The organism is Peribacillus sp. QJM3NY_7, from assembly GCF_056173225.1.
Map to the genome: position 1 here is coordinate 147,543 of NZ_CM149663.1, position 14,958 is coordinate 162,500.

18 protein-coding genes (1 of these 18 cut by a window edge) are annotated in these 14,958 nt (G+C 41.0%); 15 read left to right on the forward strand and 3 right to left on the reverse strand.

Annotated elements, in window-relative coordinates; all coding sequences use genetic code 11:
• The first annotated feature begins 11 nt into the window (after positions 1-11).
• From rpsK to rpsI, 9 genes are all read left to right on the forward strand, one after another.
• Positions 12-401, forward strand: a complete 390-nt coding sequence (gene rpsK / locus AC0VX1_RS00830) for a 30S ribosomal protein S11 (protein WP_028390438.1) — start codon at positions 12-14, stop codon at positions 399-401.
• A 177-nt stretch (positions 402-578) separates the two neighbouring features.
• Positions 579-1,523 carry a DNA-directed RNA polymerase subunit alpha gene (locus AC0VX1_RS00835; protein ID WP_034304976.1) on the forward strand — a complete coding sequence of 315 codons (945 nt, stop codon included), beginning with the start codon at positions 579-581 and terminating at the stop codon, positions 1,521-1,523.
• Between the two features lie 83 nt (positions 1,524-1,606).
• On the forward strand, positions 1,607-1,969 hold the full coding sequence (gene rplQ / locus AC0VX1_RS00840; RefSeq protein ID WP_034304973.1) for a 50S ribosomal protein L17: 363 nt from the start codon (positions 1,607-1,609) through the stop codon (positions 1,967-1,969).
• 365 nt (positions 1,970-2,334) lie between these two features.
• Complete coding sequence (locus AC0VX1_RS00845; RefSeq protein ID WP_034304970.1) at positions 2,335-3,174, forward strand: energy-coupling factor ABC transporter ATP-binding protein; 840 nt, start codon at positions 2,335-2,337, stop codon at positions 3,172-3,174.
• Positions 3,150-4,016, forward strand: a complete 867-nt coding sequence (locus tag AC0VX1_RS00850) for an energy-coupling factor ABC transporter ATP-binding protein (protein ID WP_053537046.1) — start codon at positions 3,150-3,152, stop codon at positions 4,014-4,016. The genes AC0VX1_RS00845 and AC0VX1_RS00850 overlap by 25 nt, the downstream gene beginning before the upstream one ends.
• Entirely contained in the window at positions 4,016-4,813 is a 798-nt protein-coding gene (locus AC0VX1_RS00855) for an energy-coupling factor transporter transmembrane component T family protein (protein WP_413023766.1), read from the forward strand. The genes AC0VX1_RS00850 and AC0VX1_RS00855 overlap by 1 nt, the downstream gene beginning before the upstream one ends.
• Positions 4,814-4,827: 14 nt before the next feature.
• A complete protein-coding gene (gene truA, locus AC0VX1_RS00860; RefSeq protein WP_413023764.1) occupies positions 4,828-5,568 on the forward strand; it encodes a tRNA pseudouridine(38-40) synthase TruA in 741 nt (246 codons plus the stop codon).
• Positions 5,569-5,835: 267 nt separating this feature from the next.
• On the forward strand, positions 5,836-6,273 hold the full coding sequence (rplM, locus tag AC0VX1_RS00865; protein ID WP_034304960.1) for a 50S ribosomal protein L13: 438 nt from the start codon (positions 5,836-5,838) through the stop codon (positions 6,271-6,273).
• A 20-nt stretch (positions 6,274-6,293) separates the two neighbouring features.
• Positions 6,294-6,686 (forward strand): 30S ribosomal protein S9, encoded by a 393-nt coding sequence (gene rpsI / locus AC0VX1_RS00870; protein ID WP_057915234.1) that lies wholly within the window; start codon positions 6,294-6,296, stop codon positions 6,684-6,686.
• 127 nt (positions 6,687-6,813) lie between these two features.
• Here rpsI and AC0VX1_RS00875 read toward each other — a convergent pair whose 3' ends face one another.
• On the reverse strand, positions 6,814-8,262 hold the full coding sequence (locus tag AC0VX1_RS00875) for a DHA2 family efflux MFS transporter permease subunit (protein ID WP_475469613.1): 1,449 nt from the start codon (positions 8,260-8,262) through the stop codon (positions 6,814-6,816).
• A 169-nt stretch (positions 8,263-8,431) separates the two neighbouring features.
• Between AC0VX1_RS00875 and AC0VX1_RS00880 the strand changes: the two genes are divergently transcribed.
• The 5 genes from AC0VX1_RS00880 to AC0VX1_RS00900 all read left to right on the forward strand — a co-directional run bounded on the left by AC0VX1_RS00880 (position 8,432) and on the right by AC0VX1_RS00900 (position 12,778).
• Complete coding sequence (locus AC0VX1_RS00880; protein WP_475469614.1) at positions 8,432-8,980, forward strand: TetR/AcrR family transcriptional regulator; 549 nt, start codon at positions 8,432-8,434, stop codon at positions 8,978-8,980.
• A 295-nt stretch (positions 8,981-9,275) separates the two neighbouring features.
• Positions 9,276-9,806 carry an ECF transporter S component gene (locus AC0VX1_RS00885; RefSeq protein WP_063574537.1) on the forward strand — a complete coding sequence of 177 codons (531 nt, stop codon included), beginning with the start codon at positions 9,276-9,278 and terminating at the stop codon, positions 9,804-9,806.
• Between the two features lie 549 nt (positions 9,807-10,355).
• Complete coding sequence (locus tag AC0VX1_RS00890) at positions 10,356-10,781, forward strand: DUF2521 family protein (RefSeq protein ID WP_034304952.1); 426 nt, start codon at positions 10,356-10,358, stop codon at positions 10,779-10,781.
• A gap of 82 nt (positions 10,782-10,863) precedes the next feature.
• Positions 10,864-11,580 carry an N-acetylmuramoyl-L-alanine amidase CwlD gene (cwlD, locus tag AC0VX1_RS00895; RefSeq protein ID WP_034304950.1) on the forward strand — a complete coding sequence of 239 codons (717 nt, stop codon included), beginning with the start codon at positions 10,864-10,866 and terminating at the stop codon, positions 11,578-11,580.
• A gap of 139 nt (positions 11,581-11,719) precedes the next feature.
• Positions 11,720-12,778 (forward strand): Mrp/NBP35 family ATP-binding protein, encoded by a 1,059-nt coding sequence (locus tag AC0VX1_RS00900; protein WP_034304949.1) that lies wholly within the window; start codon positions 11,720-11,722, stop codon positions 12,776-12,778.
• A gap of 45 nt (positions 12,779-12,823) precedes the next feature.
• Here the strand turns inward: AC0VX1_RS00900 and gerD are convergent, their stop codons facing one another.
• On the reverse strand, positions 12,824-13,384 hold the full coding sequence (gene gerD, locus AC0VX1_RS00905) for a spore germination lipoprotein GerD (RefSeq protein ID WP_034304948.1): 561 nt from the start codon (positions 13,382-13,384) through the stop codon (positions 12,824-12,826).
• A gap of 137 nt (positions 13,385-13,521) precedes the next feature.
• Here gerD and AC0VX1_RS00910 point away from each other — a divergent pair, with 137 nt between their 5' ends.
• Positions 13,522-14,202, forward strand: a complete 681-nt coding sequence (locus tag AC0VX1_RS00910) for a KinB-signaling pathway activation protein (protein ID WP_048677929.1) — start codon at positions 13,522-13,524, stop codon at positions 14,200-14,202.
• Between the two features lie 93 nt (positions 14,203-14,295).
• Here the strand turns inward: AC0VX1_RS00910 and pdaB are convergent, their stop codons facing one another.
• Positions 14,296-14,958, reverse strand: the 3' portion of a protein-coding gene (gene pdaB, locus AC0VX1_RS00915) for a polysaccharide deacetylase family sporulation protein PdaB (RefSeq protein ID WP_034304945.1). 90 nt of this gene lie beyond the right edge of the window; the window shows 663 of its 753 coding nt (coding positions 91-753); its start codon lies off the right edge, out of view; its stop codon occupies positions 14,296-14,298.

Below are 14,958 nucleotides of genomic sequence, written 5' to 3' on the forward strand. Positions count from 1 at the left end.
GGTTACTTTTCATGGCACGTAAAACTAATACACGTAAACGTCGTGTGAAAAAGAATATAGAAACTGGTATTGCACATATTCGTTCAACATTCAATAACACTATCGTTACGATCACTGACTCTCATGGTAATGCTATTTCTTGGTCAAGTGCTGGAGCTCTAGGATTCCGTGGATCTCGTAAATCCACTCCATTTGCTGCACAAATGGCTGCTGAAACAGCTGCTAAAACATCAATTGAACATGGTATGAAAACTCTTGAAGTTACAGTTAAAGGACCTGGTGCTGGACGTGAGGCTGCCATTCGTGCACTTCAAGCTGCTGGCCTAGAAGTAACTGCAATTAAAGATGTAACTCCAGTTCCACATAACGGATGCCGTCCACCAAAACGTCGCCGTGTTTAATTTTTCTGTATAGATTTTGTATTCCTGTCAATAATGGGATATAATACTGAGTTTGCGTTCTTACAGAGGATTAATTTTCAGTTGTTGCGCACAGCGGGAACGTATACATGGGGAATTTCGGTTTAAGTGACTTTGTTTACTTGCCGGGGTTTTGACGTTTTGAAGGAGGGTTTATTGATGATCGAAATAGAAAAACCAAAAATCGAAACGGTTGAAATCAACGACGATACCAAGTATGGTAAATTCGTCGTAGAGCCACTAGAGCGTGGGTATGGTACTACATTGGGTAACTCCTTACGTCGTATTCTTTTATCCTCACTCCCAGGTGCTGCTGTCACAGCTATACAAATTGATGGAGTGCTACATGAGTTCTCAACAATTGAAGGCGTCGTGGAAGATGTAACATCTATCATTCTTAATGTGAAAAAACTAGCTCTTAAGATTTACTCTGATGAAGAGAAGACGCTGGAAATTGACGTTCAGGGTGACGGAGTCATCACGGCTGCTGATATCACTCATGATAGTGATGTAGAAATTCTTAATCCGGATTTATATATTGCTACAATTGGTAAAAACGGTCATATGCGTATGCGTTTATCTGCACGTCGCGGCCGCGGCTACACTCCTGCTGTTCAAAACAAGAGAGAAGACCAGCCAATTGGTGTAATTCCAATCGATGCTCTTTACACTCCGGTTTCACGCGTATCTTTCCAAGTTGAAAATACACGTGTTGGACAGTTGTCTAACTTTGACAAGTTAACGTTTGATGTTTGGACTGATGGCAGTACTGGTCCGCAAGAAGCGGTAGCACTTGGAGCTAAGATTTTAACAGAGCATTTAAATATCTTTGTTGGTTTAACCGATGAAGCTCAAAATGCTGAAATCATGGTTGAAAAAGAAGAAGATCAAAAAGAAAAAGTTCTTGAGATGACGATCGAAGAATTAGACCTTTCTGTTCGTTCTTACAACTGCTTGAAACGTGCTGGAATCAATACCGTTCAAGAGCTAGCTCATAAAACGGAAGAAGATATGATGAAAGTACGTAATCTAGGTCGTAAATCACTTGAAGAAGTGAAAGCGAAACTAGAAGAATTAGGCTTAGGTCTTCGTAAAGACGACTGATAACATGGCGGAATCAATCCATTATGTTGTGAGCCTTGTTATTGACACACAATATAGAACTTCAACAAAGGAGGGAATCTCTAATGGGTTACAGAAAGTTAGGACGCACTAGCGCACAACGTAAAGCATTACTTCGTGATTTAGCTACGGATCTTATTATCCATGAGCGCATTGAAACTACTGAAGCACGTGCAAAAGAATTACGTTCTGTAGTAGATAAAATGATCACTCTTGGTAAACGTGGTGACTTGCATGCACGCCGTCAAGCTGCATCTTTCATCCGTAACGAAATCGCTGACGCTGAGAATGGCACAGATGCCCTTCAAAAACTATTCAGTGACGTGGCTCCACGTTATGAAGAACGTCAAGGTGGATACACTCGTATCATGAAAGTTGGTCCACGCCGCGGTGACGGTGCACCAGTCGTGGTTATTGAATTAGTTTAATAACAACGATGAAAAAGGGCGGGACAAATGAATATACTCACTTGTTCTATGCCCTTTTTCTTTTTTTTAATAGAAATTCTGTACTTTAGAAATTCGCATTGAGTGTTACGATGGCTGGCGGAACCTGTACATACGGGGAGCCTTCACGTCTAGCTCAAGCATCCCTTCCCGCTTTTGATAAGCGATTATAAGATAACCTGTTTTTCGTAACAGGTCCGCTGTTAGCTGCTCTTAATTTACCGAAAATTCTTTCGGTGGAAGGGGTGCAGCGTTTTTTTATATTTTCAGAAGGAAAAACGACTATATTTATATTGAGTGAGCAGAGCATAGTTTAGGCGAGTGCAGTCGAGGATGAGGAGGGCCACATGGTGAAGAAGCTGGTTTCTTTAAATAATATTGTTTTTAAATATGAGGGTCAGTCTCGAAACGCCTTGGATGATGTTTCTTTTGATATTCATCAAGGGGAGTGGCTAGCGATTGTCGGACATAATGGTTCTGGCAAGTCGACATTAGCGAAGTTATTGAATGGCCTTCAGTTCGCTAACTCAGGTACCATTACGATTAATGATCAACTTTTGACAGAAGAATCCGTTTGGGATGTACGCCAGAAAATTGGCATGGTTTTTCAAAACCCAGATAATCAATTTGTAGGCACTACAGTTCAGGATGATGTGGCTTTTGGTTTAGAAAACGCCGGTGTTTCTCAGCAGGTTATGGTGGAGCGTGTTCATGGTGCGTTAAATAAGGTTAAGATGAATGCCTTTCTTAATCAAGAGCCGCACCATCTATCCGGCGGTCAAAAGCAAAGAGTGGCCATTGCAGGTGTAATAGCCTTGCAGCCAGACATAATCATCTTAGATGAAGCAACCTCCATGCTTGACCCAAGAGGCCGTGAAGAAGTGCTTGAAACAGTTAGGGAATTAAAACAGGAAAACGAGATCACTGTCATATCAATCACCCATGATCTTGAGGAAGCTGCGAAAGCTGATCGAATGATAGTCATGAACCAAGGTCGGTTATATCGTGAAGGTTCGCCTCAGGATATTTTTGAGTTAGAGGAAGAATTGATTGCTCTTGGACTTGATATTCCCTTTTCAGTGAAACTAACCAAGGAGTTACAAAAAAATGGTGTTCGTGTAGTTGATGGGCATTTGACAGAGGAAGAGTTGGTGAAGGATTTATGCGAATTACACTCGATGATGTAGAATACCGCTATCAGGTGAATACTCCTTTTGAACATCTAGCCCTTCATGATGTCAATATTTCAATGGAGCCGGGAACCTATACCGCAATCATCGGGCATACAGGGTCCGGGAAATCCACGCTACTGCAGCATTTGAATGCTCTTTTAAAACCGACGAAGGGTCGGGTTTTCATTGGGGATCGGACGATTGAAGCAGGAAGAAAAGAAAAGGCTTTGCGGCCAATAAGGCAAAAGGTCGGAATTGTTTTTCAGTTTCCGGAACATCAGTTATTTGATGAAACGGTTGAAAAGGATATATGTTTCGGTCCTATGAATTTTGGCGTTTCTGAAATCGATGCAAAGAAACTGGCCAGGAAAGCCATCGCGCAAGTCGGATTGAATGAGGAAGTTCTTGAAAAGTCTCCATTCGACTTATCCGGCGGACAGATGCGACGGGTGGCCATCGCTGGGGTACTTGCCATGGAACCGGAAGTATTGGTCCTTGATGAGCCCACAGCGGGATTGGATCCGCGAGGACGCAAAGAAATCATGGATATGTTTTATGATCTGCATAAAGCAAGGGGCATTTCAACAATTCTGGTGACCCATAGCATGGAGGATGCAGCCAAGTACGCGGATGACATCATCATCATGCATAAGGGTACGGTGTTCAAAAAAGGAACCCCCCAGGAAATTTTCTCAGAGCCGGAACAATTAATGGAGCTAGGCCTGGATGTTCCTGATACGGTCCGCTTTCAGCTAAAGCTCCAGAAGGAACTTGGTGTTCGATTTGATCATCCATGTCTTAATATCGGTGATTTAGCGATAGAAATAGATAAAGCCATGAAACGGGGGAACCGCTGATGCTGGATAAAATGATTATCGGGCGTTATGTCCCTGCAAATTCATTGATGCACAAGATGGACCCAAGGGCTAAACTGCTCCTCGTGTTCCTGTTTGTTTGTGTCGTCTTTTTGGCGAATAATGTCGTTTCTTACGGTTTGCTTGCTGTATTCACCATCCTTATGATCAGTCTTTCCAAAATACCGCTTCGCTATCTTTATAATGGGTTGAAGCCAATCTTTTTCTTGATCGTATTTACATTCCTTCTCCATATATTGTTTACGAAGGAAGGGGAATTGCTTTTTGAATACGGTTGGTTTGAAATCTATGAAGGCGGTTTGATTCAAGGTTTTTTCATATCCATTAGATTTACTTTACTAATCCTTGTTACGTCACTTTTAACTTTGACGACATCCCCGATATCCATTACAGACGGGATGGAAGAGCTGTTGGGACCTTTGAAAAAGTGGAAGATGCCTGTACATGAACTGGCATTGATGATGTCCATTGCCCTTCGATTCATCCCGACGCTAATGGAGGAAACGGAAAAAATCATGAAGGCCCAAACTGCAAGGGGCGTTGACTTTTCATCTGGCCCGATAAAGGACAGGGTTAAATCGATTGTACCTCTGTTGGTTCCTTTATTTGTCAGTTCGTTCAAACGGGCCGAGGAATTGGCAACTGCCATGGAATCAAGAGGATACCGTGGCGGGGAAGGCCGCACGAAATATCGCCAATTGAACTGGAAGACGAGTGATAGTCTTTTGATGGTCTCAATTGGTGTTCTAACGATCATGTTATTTTTATTACGTTCATAATAAGGAAGAGAACTATGCCAAAATATAAATGTGTGATCGCTTATGACGGCACGGATTTTGCTGGCTATCAGGTGCAGCCTGAGAAACGCACCATACAAAGTGAATTCGAGGCAGTCTTGGCCCAAATGCATAAAGGCACAATTATAAAAGTGACTGCTTCAGGCAGGACAGACTCTGGGGTCCATGCAAAGGGGCAGGTACTTCACTTTGAGTCTCCCCTTACATTCCCTACTGAAAATTGGATAAAGGCGTTCAGCGCGCTTCTCCCGACCGATATCATCGCTCTGGAAGTCGATATCGTGCCTGACGATTTTCATGCGAGGTTCCATACTACTGGGAAAGAGTACCGTTATATCGTAGCCCGTTCGAAACTGCGGGATCCGTTTAAGCGGAATTACGCCTATCATTATCCATACCCTTTAAATGTGGAGGCGATGAGGGAAGCAATCTCCTATTTGATAGGGACACATGACTTTACAAGTTTTTGTTCGGCAAAAACGGAAGTGGTCGATAAAATTCGAACCATAAAAGAAATGGATTTTGAAGAGAGCGATGATTTCCTGGTTTTCCGCTTCGTTGGCGAAGGCTTTTTATATAATATGGTGCGTATCTTGGTTGGGACGCTCCTGGATGTCGGCAGCGGCAAGATGTCACCCCATGATATGAGCGGGATTTTGGACAAGAAGGACCGCAGCTTTGCAGGGAAAACAGCACCAGCCCAAGGCCTATATTTATGGAAAGTATTTTACAAATAAAATTATTTTCGAAGTGATACCAGTTTTTTTACAACTGGAAAACGAGATGAACTCAGTAATGGAGCGGTTTGATGCGATACTGACCTTTTCCTGGAGTTGCAGAAAGGGTTTTATAGACAACTTATCCTAGTGTAACATTCCCTTGACAATGAATATGGGAGAAGTTAATATAATATGGTATGTATTTTAATCCCACGATAAGCCCCGGAAGTTTATTGTGATTGAAAATAAATATAAAAAATTAAAAAGTTTTTTAGGAGGTTAACCATGCGTACGACATTTATGGCGAAAGCTAATGAAGTAGAACGTAAATGGTATGTGATTGACGCTGAAGGCAAAACTTTGGGTCGCCTTTCTACTGAAGTAGCATCCATCTTACGTGGTAAACATAAACCAACTTTTACACCGAACATTGACACTGGTGATCATGTAATTCTTATCAATGTTGAAAAAATCCATTTGACTGGTAAAAAATTGACTGACAAAATTTATTACCGTCACACTATGCATCCAGGCGGCCTTAAAACTAGAACTGCTCTTGAAATGCGTACAAACTACCCTGAGAGAATGCTTGAACTTGCTATCAAAGGTATGCTTCCAAAGAATTCTCTTGGTCGTCAAATCTACAAAAAATTACACGTATACGCTGGAGCTGAGCACCCACACGCTGCTCAACAACCGGAAGTATACGAATTACGCGGATAATTACTAAGGAGGTTACTATCTTGGCACAAGTTCAATATTATGGTACTGGTCGCCGTAAGAGCTCAGTAGCTCGTGTACGTTTAGTACCAGGCGAAGGTCGCATCGTTATTAACGGTCGTGACATCAATGAATATATTCCTTTTGCAGCATTACGTGAAGTTGTTAACCAACCACTAGTTGCAACAGAAACTACTGGAAATTACGACATTCTAGTAAACGTTAGCGGTGGTGGATATACTGGTCAAGCTGGAGCAATCCGTCACGGTATCGCTCGTGCATTGCTACAAGTTGATCCAGAATACCGTCCATCTCTTAAAACTGCTGGTTTACTAACTCGTGACCCACGTATGAAAGAACGTAAAAAATACGGTCTTAAAGGCGCACGTCGTGCACCTCAGTTCTCAAAACGTTAATTCTATTACCGTTTCGAAAGGCTCTCAACCATATTGGTTGGGGGTCTTTTTTTTGACCGGAAATATTAATAAAGCATATCCGTGATCTCCCGGATATGCTTTATTTTAAATACTTCAGTTAACAATCTTAGTTTTGAGATTCATCTTCACTTTTTTTGATTGCAGCCTTTTTCGGCATGAAGCATGCTATTATTAACGCCACAAAAGATAAGGCTAGCATGAAAACATAGGCATCACTTGAGCCAAGGATGGAAGCTGATGCCTCGAGTTGTATAGCTGTAATGTTTTCATTTTCCATTGATAGCTCAGAGGCATGTGATGTTGCCTGCATTGTATATACCGTGATGACAACTGCTGTTCCAATGGCACCTGACAATTGGCGAATGGTATTATTTACAGCTGAACCATGGGAACCCAATTCTCTTGGTAAAGCATTCAACCCTGCTGTATTTAATGGCATGGTAATGAAGCTCAAACCAATTCGTAATATTATGGTACGAATCATGATATAGATATACGTCGTTGATTCGCTTATATCTATGACTCCCCACATCGAAACAATGATGAATACCAAACCTGTAATAAAGAGTGGTTTAGCACCGTATTTATCAAACATTTTACCTGTGACAGGGGATAAGAAGGCATTAATCACAGCTCCGGGTAATAGCAGTAAACCTGCTTCAAATGCTGTAAAACCTCGTCCATTTTGCAAGTAGATTGGTAAAAGGATTAAATCCGCATACATGATCATCGTAATTAGTACATTGATGAAGGATGTAAGCGTGAAAACTTTATACTTGAATACAGTTAAATTTAATAGTGGATCGCTCGATTTCATTTGACGTAAACAGAATAGAGTCGACACGATCATTCCGACGACTATTGCAGTAATGACAACGGGATCATCCCATCCCTTGCTTCCTGCGCTACTAAATCCAAATAATATACAGCCGAAACCAATCGTTGATAAAATGACACTTGTGATATCCAATCTTGCTTTTGTTGTCTCTGTAACATTCATTAAATATTTGAACGCTAGAACGATGACGATTATTAAGAATGGGATTAACCCAATGAATAGCCATCTCCATGAAACATATTCCATGGTAAAACCAGATAAGGTCGGGGCTATGGCCGGGGCAAAAATTATCGCAAAGCCGATTGTCCCCATGATGCTTCCGCGCTTTTCGCTAGGGTATAAATATAAAATAACCGTCATCATTAGAGGTATAATAATCCCGGCACCGATTGCTTGAATCATTCTGCCCGTTAACAGCACGCCAAAACTCCCCGCACATGCGCAAAGTACAGAACCGATGAACAAAAAGAACATCGAGCTAATAAAAAGCTGCCTTGTTGTAAACCGTTGCATTAAAAAGGCAGTGATTGGCACTAAAACACCGTTCACTAGCATAAACCCTGTAGATAACCATTGTACAGTTGCAGCCGTTACATCAAATACTTCCATTAATCCACTCAATGCAACATTTAATAAAGTCTGATTTAATGTTGATAAAAAACAACCGGCAATCAGTACAATTAATAAAACTTTTTTATTTCTTTCAGTAATGTCCATCGTAAACCCCTTCACTTTTGACTTGCATTCTCAACACCGTGTCGATAAAATCGATGGTAACAAAAATATATGTTACTTACCATGAACAGTTTTCTTGAAAATGTTCACTAATCGACATAGAAATATATGCTGTTGAGAAAGTTAAAGAAAATCTATAAAGGAGATTAAAATGTCCATACCTAAAAAAGAAGATCCCCGTACAATTCGCTCAAGGGAAATGTTTAAAGACGCTGTCATTGCTCTCTTGTGCGAGGACCCCATTATTTCGAATTTAACGGTCCGGGAAATCGCAGCCAAAGCAGGGCTGAATCGGACAACATTTTACCTGCATTATCAGGATATTCAAGATTTACTAACACAAATCACCGATGAGATTCTGAATGAGCTATCGGAGAAAATTCTTGCTTTAATACATGCAAAAGACTTATCGGAAAAACAACAGCTGACACAATTGCTTGATTATTTATATATCCATCGAAATTATTTACTTATTTTATTTAAAACGAATCAGTTTGAAGAACAATTGTTTTCATTATTAAAGCAATTAGTAGAAATAAGAAGGAAGAATACCAAGAAGGATTTACCTGCTGATTATGTTGATATTGACATTAAAACGGCCTCATTGGTAGGCATTATAATATGGTGGTTAAGAAAGGGGCTTCATTTTAGTTCGGATTATATTGCCATTCAAATTTATTTAATGTACAGAGTGCAATGATTCTTAATCCGTTAGAATGAATTTGAATTTCATTAAGTCCTTTTAATGACCGGGATAATATGACCCACATCACGCTCCATGAACCCTTCTGCGTCATGATATAAATCCTTCCCAGCCTCCAAGCCACAAAGCGATTTAACGCCGTGGGGAGGGTGCTTCGGATGTTGGGGATGGTAGGTCCCATTTGTTTACACATGAGTTTATTTGTGGAATACAGAATTATTTGTAAAATCGATATTTATTAAGTCTCTGTTTAGGAGTATGATAATACTTAAAAAAAGAAAGAGGACTTCATATGAATTCAACATACTCACCGATTGAAACAACTAAAACAAAAGCCTTGGTCATCAATGCACTATTCATTGCGTTAACCCTTGTAGCGACAATGTTCATCAACATCAAGCTCCCAATAATGGGTAACGGAGGCCTGGTCCATTTGGGCAACGTTCCCCTTTTTATAGCAGCCTTGGTATATGGAAAAAAAACAGGGGCGATAGCAGGCGCCTTCGGTATGGCCTTCTTCGATTTATTCTCTGGTTGGGCAGCATGGGCACCGTTTACATTCGTCATCGTCGGAGCAATGGGCTTTCTAGCCGGCCTTATATCTGAAAAGGTACCGGGCAAAAGAGAACTTGTATACACTTTGGCCGTTTCCGTTGCCTTGATCATAAAAATCGTGGGCTATTATTTTACTGAAGTTATCCTTTACGGTAACTGGATCCAGCCATTCGGCTCCATCCCCGGAAACGTAATGCAGGTCGTAATAGCCGGAATAATCGTCGTGCCTCTAGCTGGCCGATTAAAGAAGAGGGCTGGACAGATATAAAGTGAAATGAATATAGGAAGCCATTCAAACTTTGTGTAGTACCGGCGACTGGATATACTGTGCTTTATGAACCTCTGGCAGTTCATCCTGCTAAGTAGGTATGTATTTAAATAAATTCGCTATTATAAAATGTAATATCATGTTAGAAAAGGACATCCGTTTACCACGGATGTCCTTTTTATCGATAGATCACAAAGCTTGCTTGAATTTAAGGAAGAACACGACATGAATAATCAGGTGTGATCACTGTAAGGCATGCGCAGTGAGCTGCCCAAGTCGCAAGGTCCGCCTCGGGTAGCATCCTAAATTAACGGGTTACGGGTGATAGTATCAATTTTTTCTGCGAGTAATTATCATCCGAAATGTTTGGGCTGTCCTTTTAAGCTTCTTATGGAAGATAGCATATGAAGGCATTTCAATTACCTGTTGAACCTATCCTCGTTATTTTTTGCCAATGGAATAAATGAATGGTTCAAAATAGAACGCTAAAACTAAATTATGTCTTGGGAAATAATTTTGGGAAATGGGGAATTGCCCCGGAGGTGAATTATGGCTGTGATATTAGGTTTACAGGAGATGCAAAGGGAAAGGCAATTGAAGTTCGAACGCAGGTTGCTCAGGGAACTTTCTATCGAGGATATGAAGGGGAGGATTCAGCGTTACTTTGGACAGGATTTGATGGATGTTTTGGAGGAAGGCTACTTCGATGTTGCCATCGAAGCTTATTTATTAGGAGCGAACTATAGTAAGTTTGGCTATTATGGGGAGTCGGAAGATGATGTAAGGTCCAGGTGCTGGAAGGAAGAGAAGTTTTTGGTCGATACTCTTTTTAACTTTATTTTGTATTGGCGGGAAGTTACAGCGAATAACGCTTTCGATGAAGGATTGTTTTATTGTTGTGAAGGATTTGTAGGGGATTGGTGGCTGGACGGTTTTAAGACTGGAGAGAAACGATATAAAATGAAACTGCATTAAGAAGGCAAAATCCCATTCCTTGTTCTAATTCCATGGTTTGTCCCATACTTTTTAGTAGAGAGATCATGGAAGGGGAACGGTCATGCGCAGAAAGCTGAAATATACAGGAATCGCAATGGGATTGTTTGTCCTTTTTTTAATTGTGACTTTTAAATTCGTTGAAGATGATTCTTGGGACTCCTGGAACCTTCCGTTGGCAGGGAAGGTCATCATTCTTGATGCAGGTCACGGGGGAATGGACGGCGGGGCCAATGTACAAGAGATAATGGAAAAGGAAATTGCCCTTTCCGTTTCATTAAAGGTCAGGGACTATTTGCAGGAACAAGGTGCACTTGTCATCATGACCCGTGAGAAGGATGAGGATCTGGCACAGGGTAATACAAAGGGGATCCGCCAGCGAAAACAGGAGGACTTACGGAATCGGGTTAAAATGATCAATGATTCGGAAGCGGACTTATTCTTAAGCATTCATCTGAACTCTTTTCCATCGGCGTCATCGAAAGGTGCCCAAACCTTTTATACAAGCAGGTTTGAGGAAAATGAACAGGTGGCTAAATTCATTCAGACTGAAATCATCAGAAACCTGGAAAATACAAAGCGTGATGCAAGAACGATCAATCATGTGTATTTGATGAATTATGCTAAGAAACCAGGAGCGCTTGTGGAAATTGGCTTTCTTTCCAATTCTGAGGAAAGGGAACGGCTTATCAGTGATAAATACCAGGAAAAGATTGCCAGTTCAATTTATATGGGGATTTTACGGTACTTCACAGAAGAAAAACTATCGGATGACGAGTGATGTCGGGGTCTTGTAAGGTACAAGGCCTTTTTATCATGGGGAAATAATCTGGCCCAGCATACAAGGCAGATAATAAGTTTTCTTTCGGTAATATGTTATACTGAAAAATGGGAAAATAAAATTCAAAGGGGTGCTCGACTTGTTAACAGAAGAGAAAGTACTGAATTTATTAAAGGATCTTAAAGACCCTTTTCTACATAAAAACCTTGAAGAGACAAATGGAATTATAGAAATCAAAATAAAACCTGAAAAGAATCATGTAAGCGTTAAACTTGCGATTGCGAAAACGGGGACTGCCGAGCAAATGCAAATGCAATCCGAAGTTGTGGACTTGCTGAAAACGAACGGAGCAGAATCGGTAGGCATCCGTTTCACGGAACTTTCAGAAGAGGAATTAGCCAAGCATCGTGAAAGCATTCCCCAGGGTGAGGCGGACCAAGGTTTGCTTGGTCCTAACAGTAAGACTCAATTCATCGCGATCGCCAGTGGTAAAGGCGGAGTAGGAAAATCTACGATCTCAGTGAATTTTGCCACTTCACTTGCTCGTCTAGGCAAAAAGGTCGGACTGGTTGATGCCGATATTTACGGATTCAGCGTACCTGATATGATGGGGATAACAAAACGACCGGTTGTTCGCGGGGAAAAAATCATTCCTGTAGAACGGTTTGGCGTTCAAGTTATCTCAATGGGCTTTTTTGTAGAGGATAACGCGCCGATCATCTGGAGAGGGCCGATGCTGGGTAAAATGCTTAACAGTTTCTTTAATGAAGTGGAATGGGGAGATTTGGACTATTTGGTCCTTGACTTACCGCCGGGTACAGGCGATGTTGCATTGGACGTGCATACGATGCTCCCTTCATGTAAAGAAATCATTGTTACGACACCGCATCCGACTGCAGCCTTCGTTGCTGCAAGAGCTGGTGCCATGGCCATCAAGACAGAACACGAAGTCATTGGTGTCATAGAGAATATGTCATTTTTCGAAAGTAAAACGACCGGTGAAAAGGAATATGTATTCGGAAAAGGCGGCGGAAAGAAGCTTGCAGAAGAGCTTCGTACAGAAGTTTTAGGTCAACTTCCCCTGCAACAGCCAGATTGGAACGAAGAGGACTTTGCTCCATCCATTTACGCAGCGGACCATAGGCTTGGCAGGATTTACGAAGATATTGCTAAAAAGGTCATTGAAAAACTGCAATAAAAAGAAGGCTGATTCCGATTGGGAATCAGCCTTTTTTCATTCTTTTTACTTTTTCTCCTTCTCGGCCGCCTTTGTGGCTGCTTTATCCAATTTCTCTTGCATTTTCGCTTGGACGAGAGGACTTTCCATTGTCTCGATGATCAGCTCTTTATAGACCGATCGCATTTCCTTGGTTTTTAATAATTTATTCATTTCTTTTTCCATATCCGGTTCTTTCATTATTTCCATGAGCATTCCACGATACTGAGGATCAGCAGTTAAGTCCTTCAATACCTTTTTATGTTCGTCTTCTAATGCTTTAGCATAAGCGGAAGCAAATTCAGGATCATTGAATGTCTTTTTCCAAAATTCCTTCCCTTTATCTGAAGTGACCATATCTTCAATGGATTTCTTAATGGCATCCGAATCCATAATGAGTTCAGCTTTCGTTTTATCATCAGTAATGATATCCTGGATGGCCTTTTTTCCATCATCTGTCTTCAAGATATCGACGACCATTTTCTTTGTCTCTTCGTACTCCATTTTTTCTCCGCCTGCCCCATTTTGAGCACAACCGGAACAAACGAGTAAGAATGACGTGAAAAGCAAAGCAACTCCCACTCTCATACGCAGGGCCCCTTTCATCCTTCTTACTGTTAATATGGTTCCAATCGGCGATATTATTCCTTGGTGGAATAAGTGGATTTTTCCAAATTTGGTTGGTACAATTAAGGATATGAAATAGAAATGTATGGAGGAAAACAATGAACAGCCGTAATTTAGTTAAATTGTTTTTAACAACATTGCTTATAGGTGGCGTAACTGGCGGAGTTGTAGGGTTCTTGGCTCGATGGAGTGAGTTTAAGCCTTATTTTTCTTCTTTTGAAGTCAGTGCCATCCTATCAACTTTTATTTGGTTATTCGGTGTTGGATTGATTTTCAGTGTCATAAGCCAAGCCGGCTTTTTTGCCTATTTAACAATACATCGTTTTGGTCTGGGGATATTTAAAAGCGCTTCCTTATGGAATGCCGTTCAACTTGTACTCATTCTTTTTGTTGTATTCGATCTTGTTTACCTGCGATATCTTAGCTTTGGTTCAGGCGAGGGAATCAGTTCGTATATCGTGTTAGCATTGGTTGTATTGGCCGCAGGGCTTATTACAGCTTATTTCAAAATGAAACAAACGAATAAACAGTCCTTCATACCGGCCTTGTTTTTCATGGTCGTGGTCACGGTATTGGAGTGGGTACCTGTCCTGAAAACCAATGATGAAGGCTGGCTTTACTTCATGCTGTTTCCATTGCTAGTCTGCAATGCTTATCAATTATTGGTCCTTGGCAAATTGATTGAAATTTCACAAAAGGAATTGGCCGATAGAAGAGAGCGTAAGCAAACTCCAGCAAAGGGAAAGATGAAAGCCGGTCAATTAGGTAAAGGCAGCTAACCAATATTTTGGCCGGACTTTACATAAAGAAGTCAAAACAGAAAAACTGCGTACTAAAGGTTCATGGAGACCATTAGTACGCAGTTTTTTAAGTTAGCGGACTTCCTCACTGCTTGCCGAGGAATTGGAAATCATCTCTGAAACGTTAACGAAGTTTAAATTTTTTGATCGAAGTTCACTTAATAACTCCGGTAATGCTTTATTCGTTTGTTTTGCTGAGTCTGAAGCATGTAATAAAATGATATCACCTTTTTGGGCCTTGGTGATGTTCTGTATGATCCGATCCACACCTGGATTGGTCCAATCCTTCGAATCGATGCTCCAATGGACAACGGTATATCCGAATTTCTCACTGATCTTCAAGAGTCGTTTATCAAAGTGGCCGGTGGGAGCGCGTAAAAGTTCTATATTCTTTACATTAAGTTTTTTAAATGCTTCCTGGGCTTTAGAAATATCCCGGATGATTTCTTGATCTTCCATTTCGGTATAATCCTTATAATCATAACCAAGCATGCCGATTTCATATCCTTCTTTCACAATTTCAGCTACTATGTCAGGGTGGCGTTCTGCCCAGGATCCCGAAAGGAAAAAAGTGGCCGATTTAATCTTTTCTCTTTTTAATGTCTCTATTATCGGAGCGGCTTTCTCATCACCCCAGCCAATATTGAACGTGATCGCAACATTCTTTTCCCCTTTATAAACCGCTTTCGGCCCATCTTCCGTTGAAAAAACGGGGGCATGAAGAATGTTTTGTAC

Coding starts and splice junctions, on each gene's coding strand:
- AC0VX1_RS00880 (WP_475469614.1), top strand. CDS start 8,432: ATGTCCATACCTAAAAAAGAAGATCCCCGTACAATTCGCTCAAGGGAA.
- rplM (WP_034304960.1), top strand. CDS start 5,836: ATGCGTACGACATTTATGGCGAAAGCTAATGAAGTAGAACGTAAATGG.
- AC0VX1_RS00885 (WP_063574537.1), top strand. CDS start 9,276: ATGAATTCAACATACTCACCGATTGAAACAACTAAAACAAAAGCCTTG.
- AC0VX1_RS00890 (WP_034304952.1), top strand. CDS start 10,356: ATGGCTGTGATATTAGGTTTACAGGAGATGCAAAGGGAAAGGCAATTG.
- AC0VX1_RS00835 (WP_034304976.1), top strand. CDS start 579: ATGATCGAAATAGAAAAACCAAAAATCGAAACGGTTGAAATCAACGAC.
- truA (WP_413023764.1), top strand. CDS start 4,828: ATGCCAAAATATAAATGTGTGATCGCTTATGACGGCACGGATTTTGCT.
- gerD (WP_034304948.1), bottom strand. CDS start 13,384: ATGAGAGTGGGAGTTGCTTTGCTTTTCACGTCATTCTTACTCGTTTGT.
- AC0VX1_RS00850 (WP_053537046.1), top strand. CDS start 3,150: ATGCGAATTACACTCGATGATGTAGAATACCGCTATCAGGTGAATACT.
- AC0VX1_RS00855 (WP_413023766.1), top strand. CDS start 4,016: ATGCTGGATAAAATGATTATCGGGCGTTATGTCCCTGCAAATTCATTG.
- cwlD (WP_034304950.1), top strand. CDS start 10,864: ATGCGCAGAAAGCTGAAATATACAGGAATCGCAATGGGATTGTTTGTC.
- rplQ (WP_034304973.1), top strand. CDS start 1,607: ATGGGTTACAGAAAGTTAGGACGCACTAGCGCACAACGTAAAGCATTA.
- rpsK (WP_028390438.1), top strand. CDS start 12: ATGGCACGTAAAACTAATACACGTAAACGTCGTGTGAAAAAGAATATA.
- AC0VX1_RS00845 (WP_034304970.1), top strand. CDS start 2,335: ATGGTGAAGAAGCTGGTTTCTTTAAATAATATTGTTTTTAAATATGAG.
- AC0VX1_RS00910 (WP_048677929.1), top strand. CDS start 13,522: ATGAACAGCCGTAATTTAGTTAAATTGTTTTTAACAACATTGCTTATA.
- AC0VX1_RS00875 (WP_475469613.1), bottom strand. CDS start 8,262: ATGGACATTACTGAAAGAAATAAAAAAGTTTTATTAATTGTACTGATT.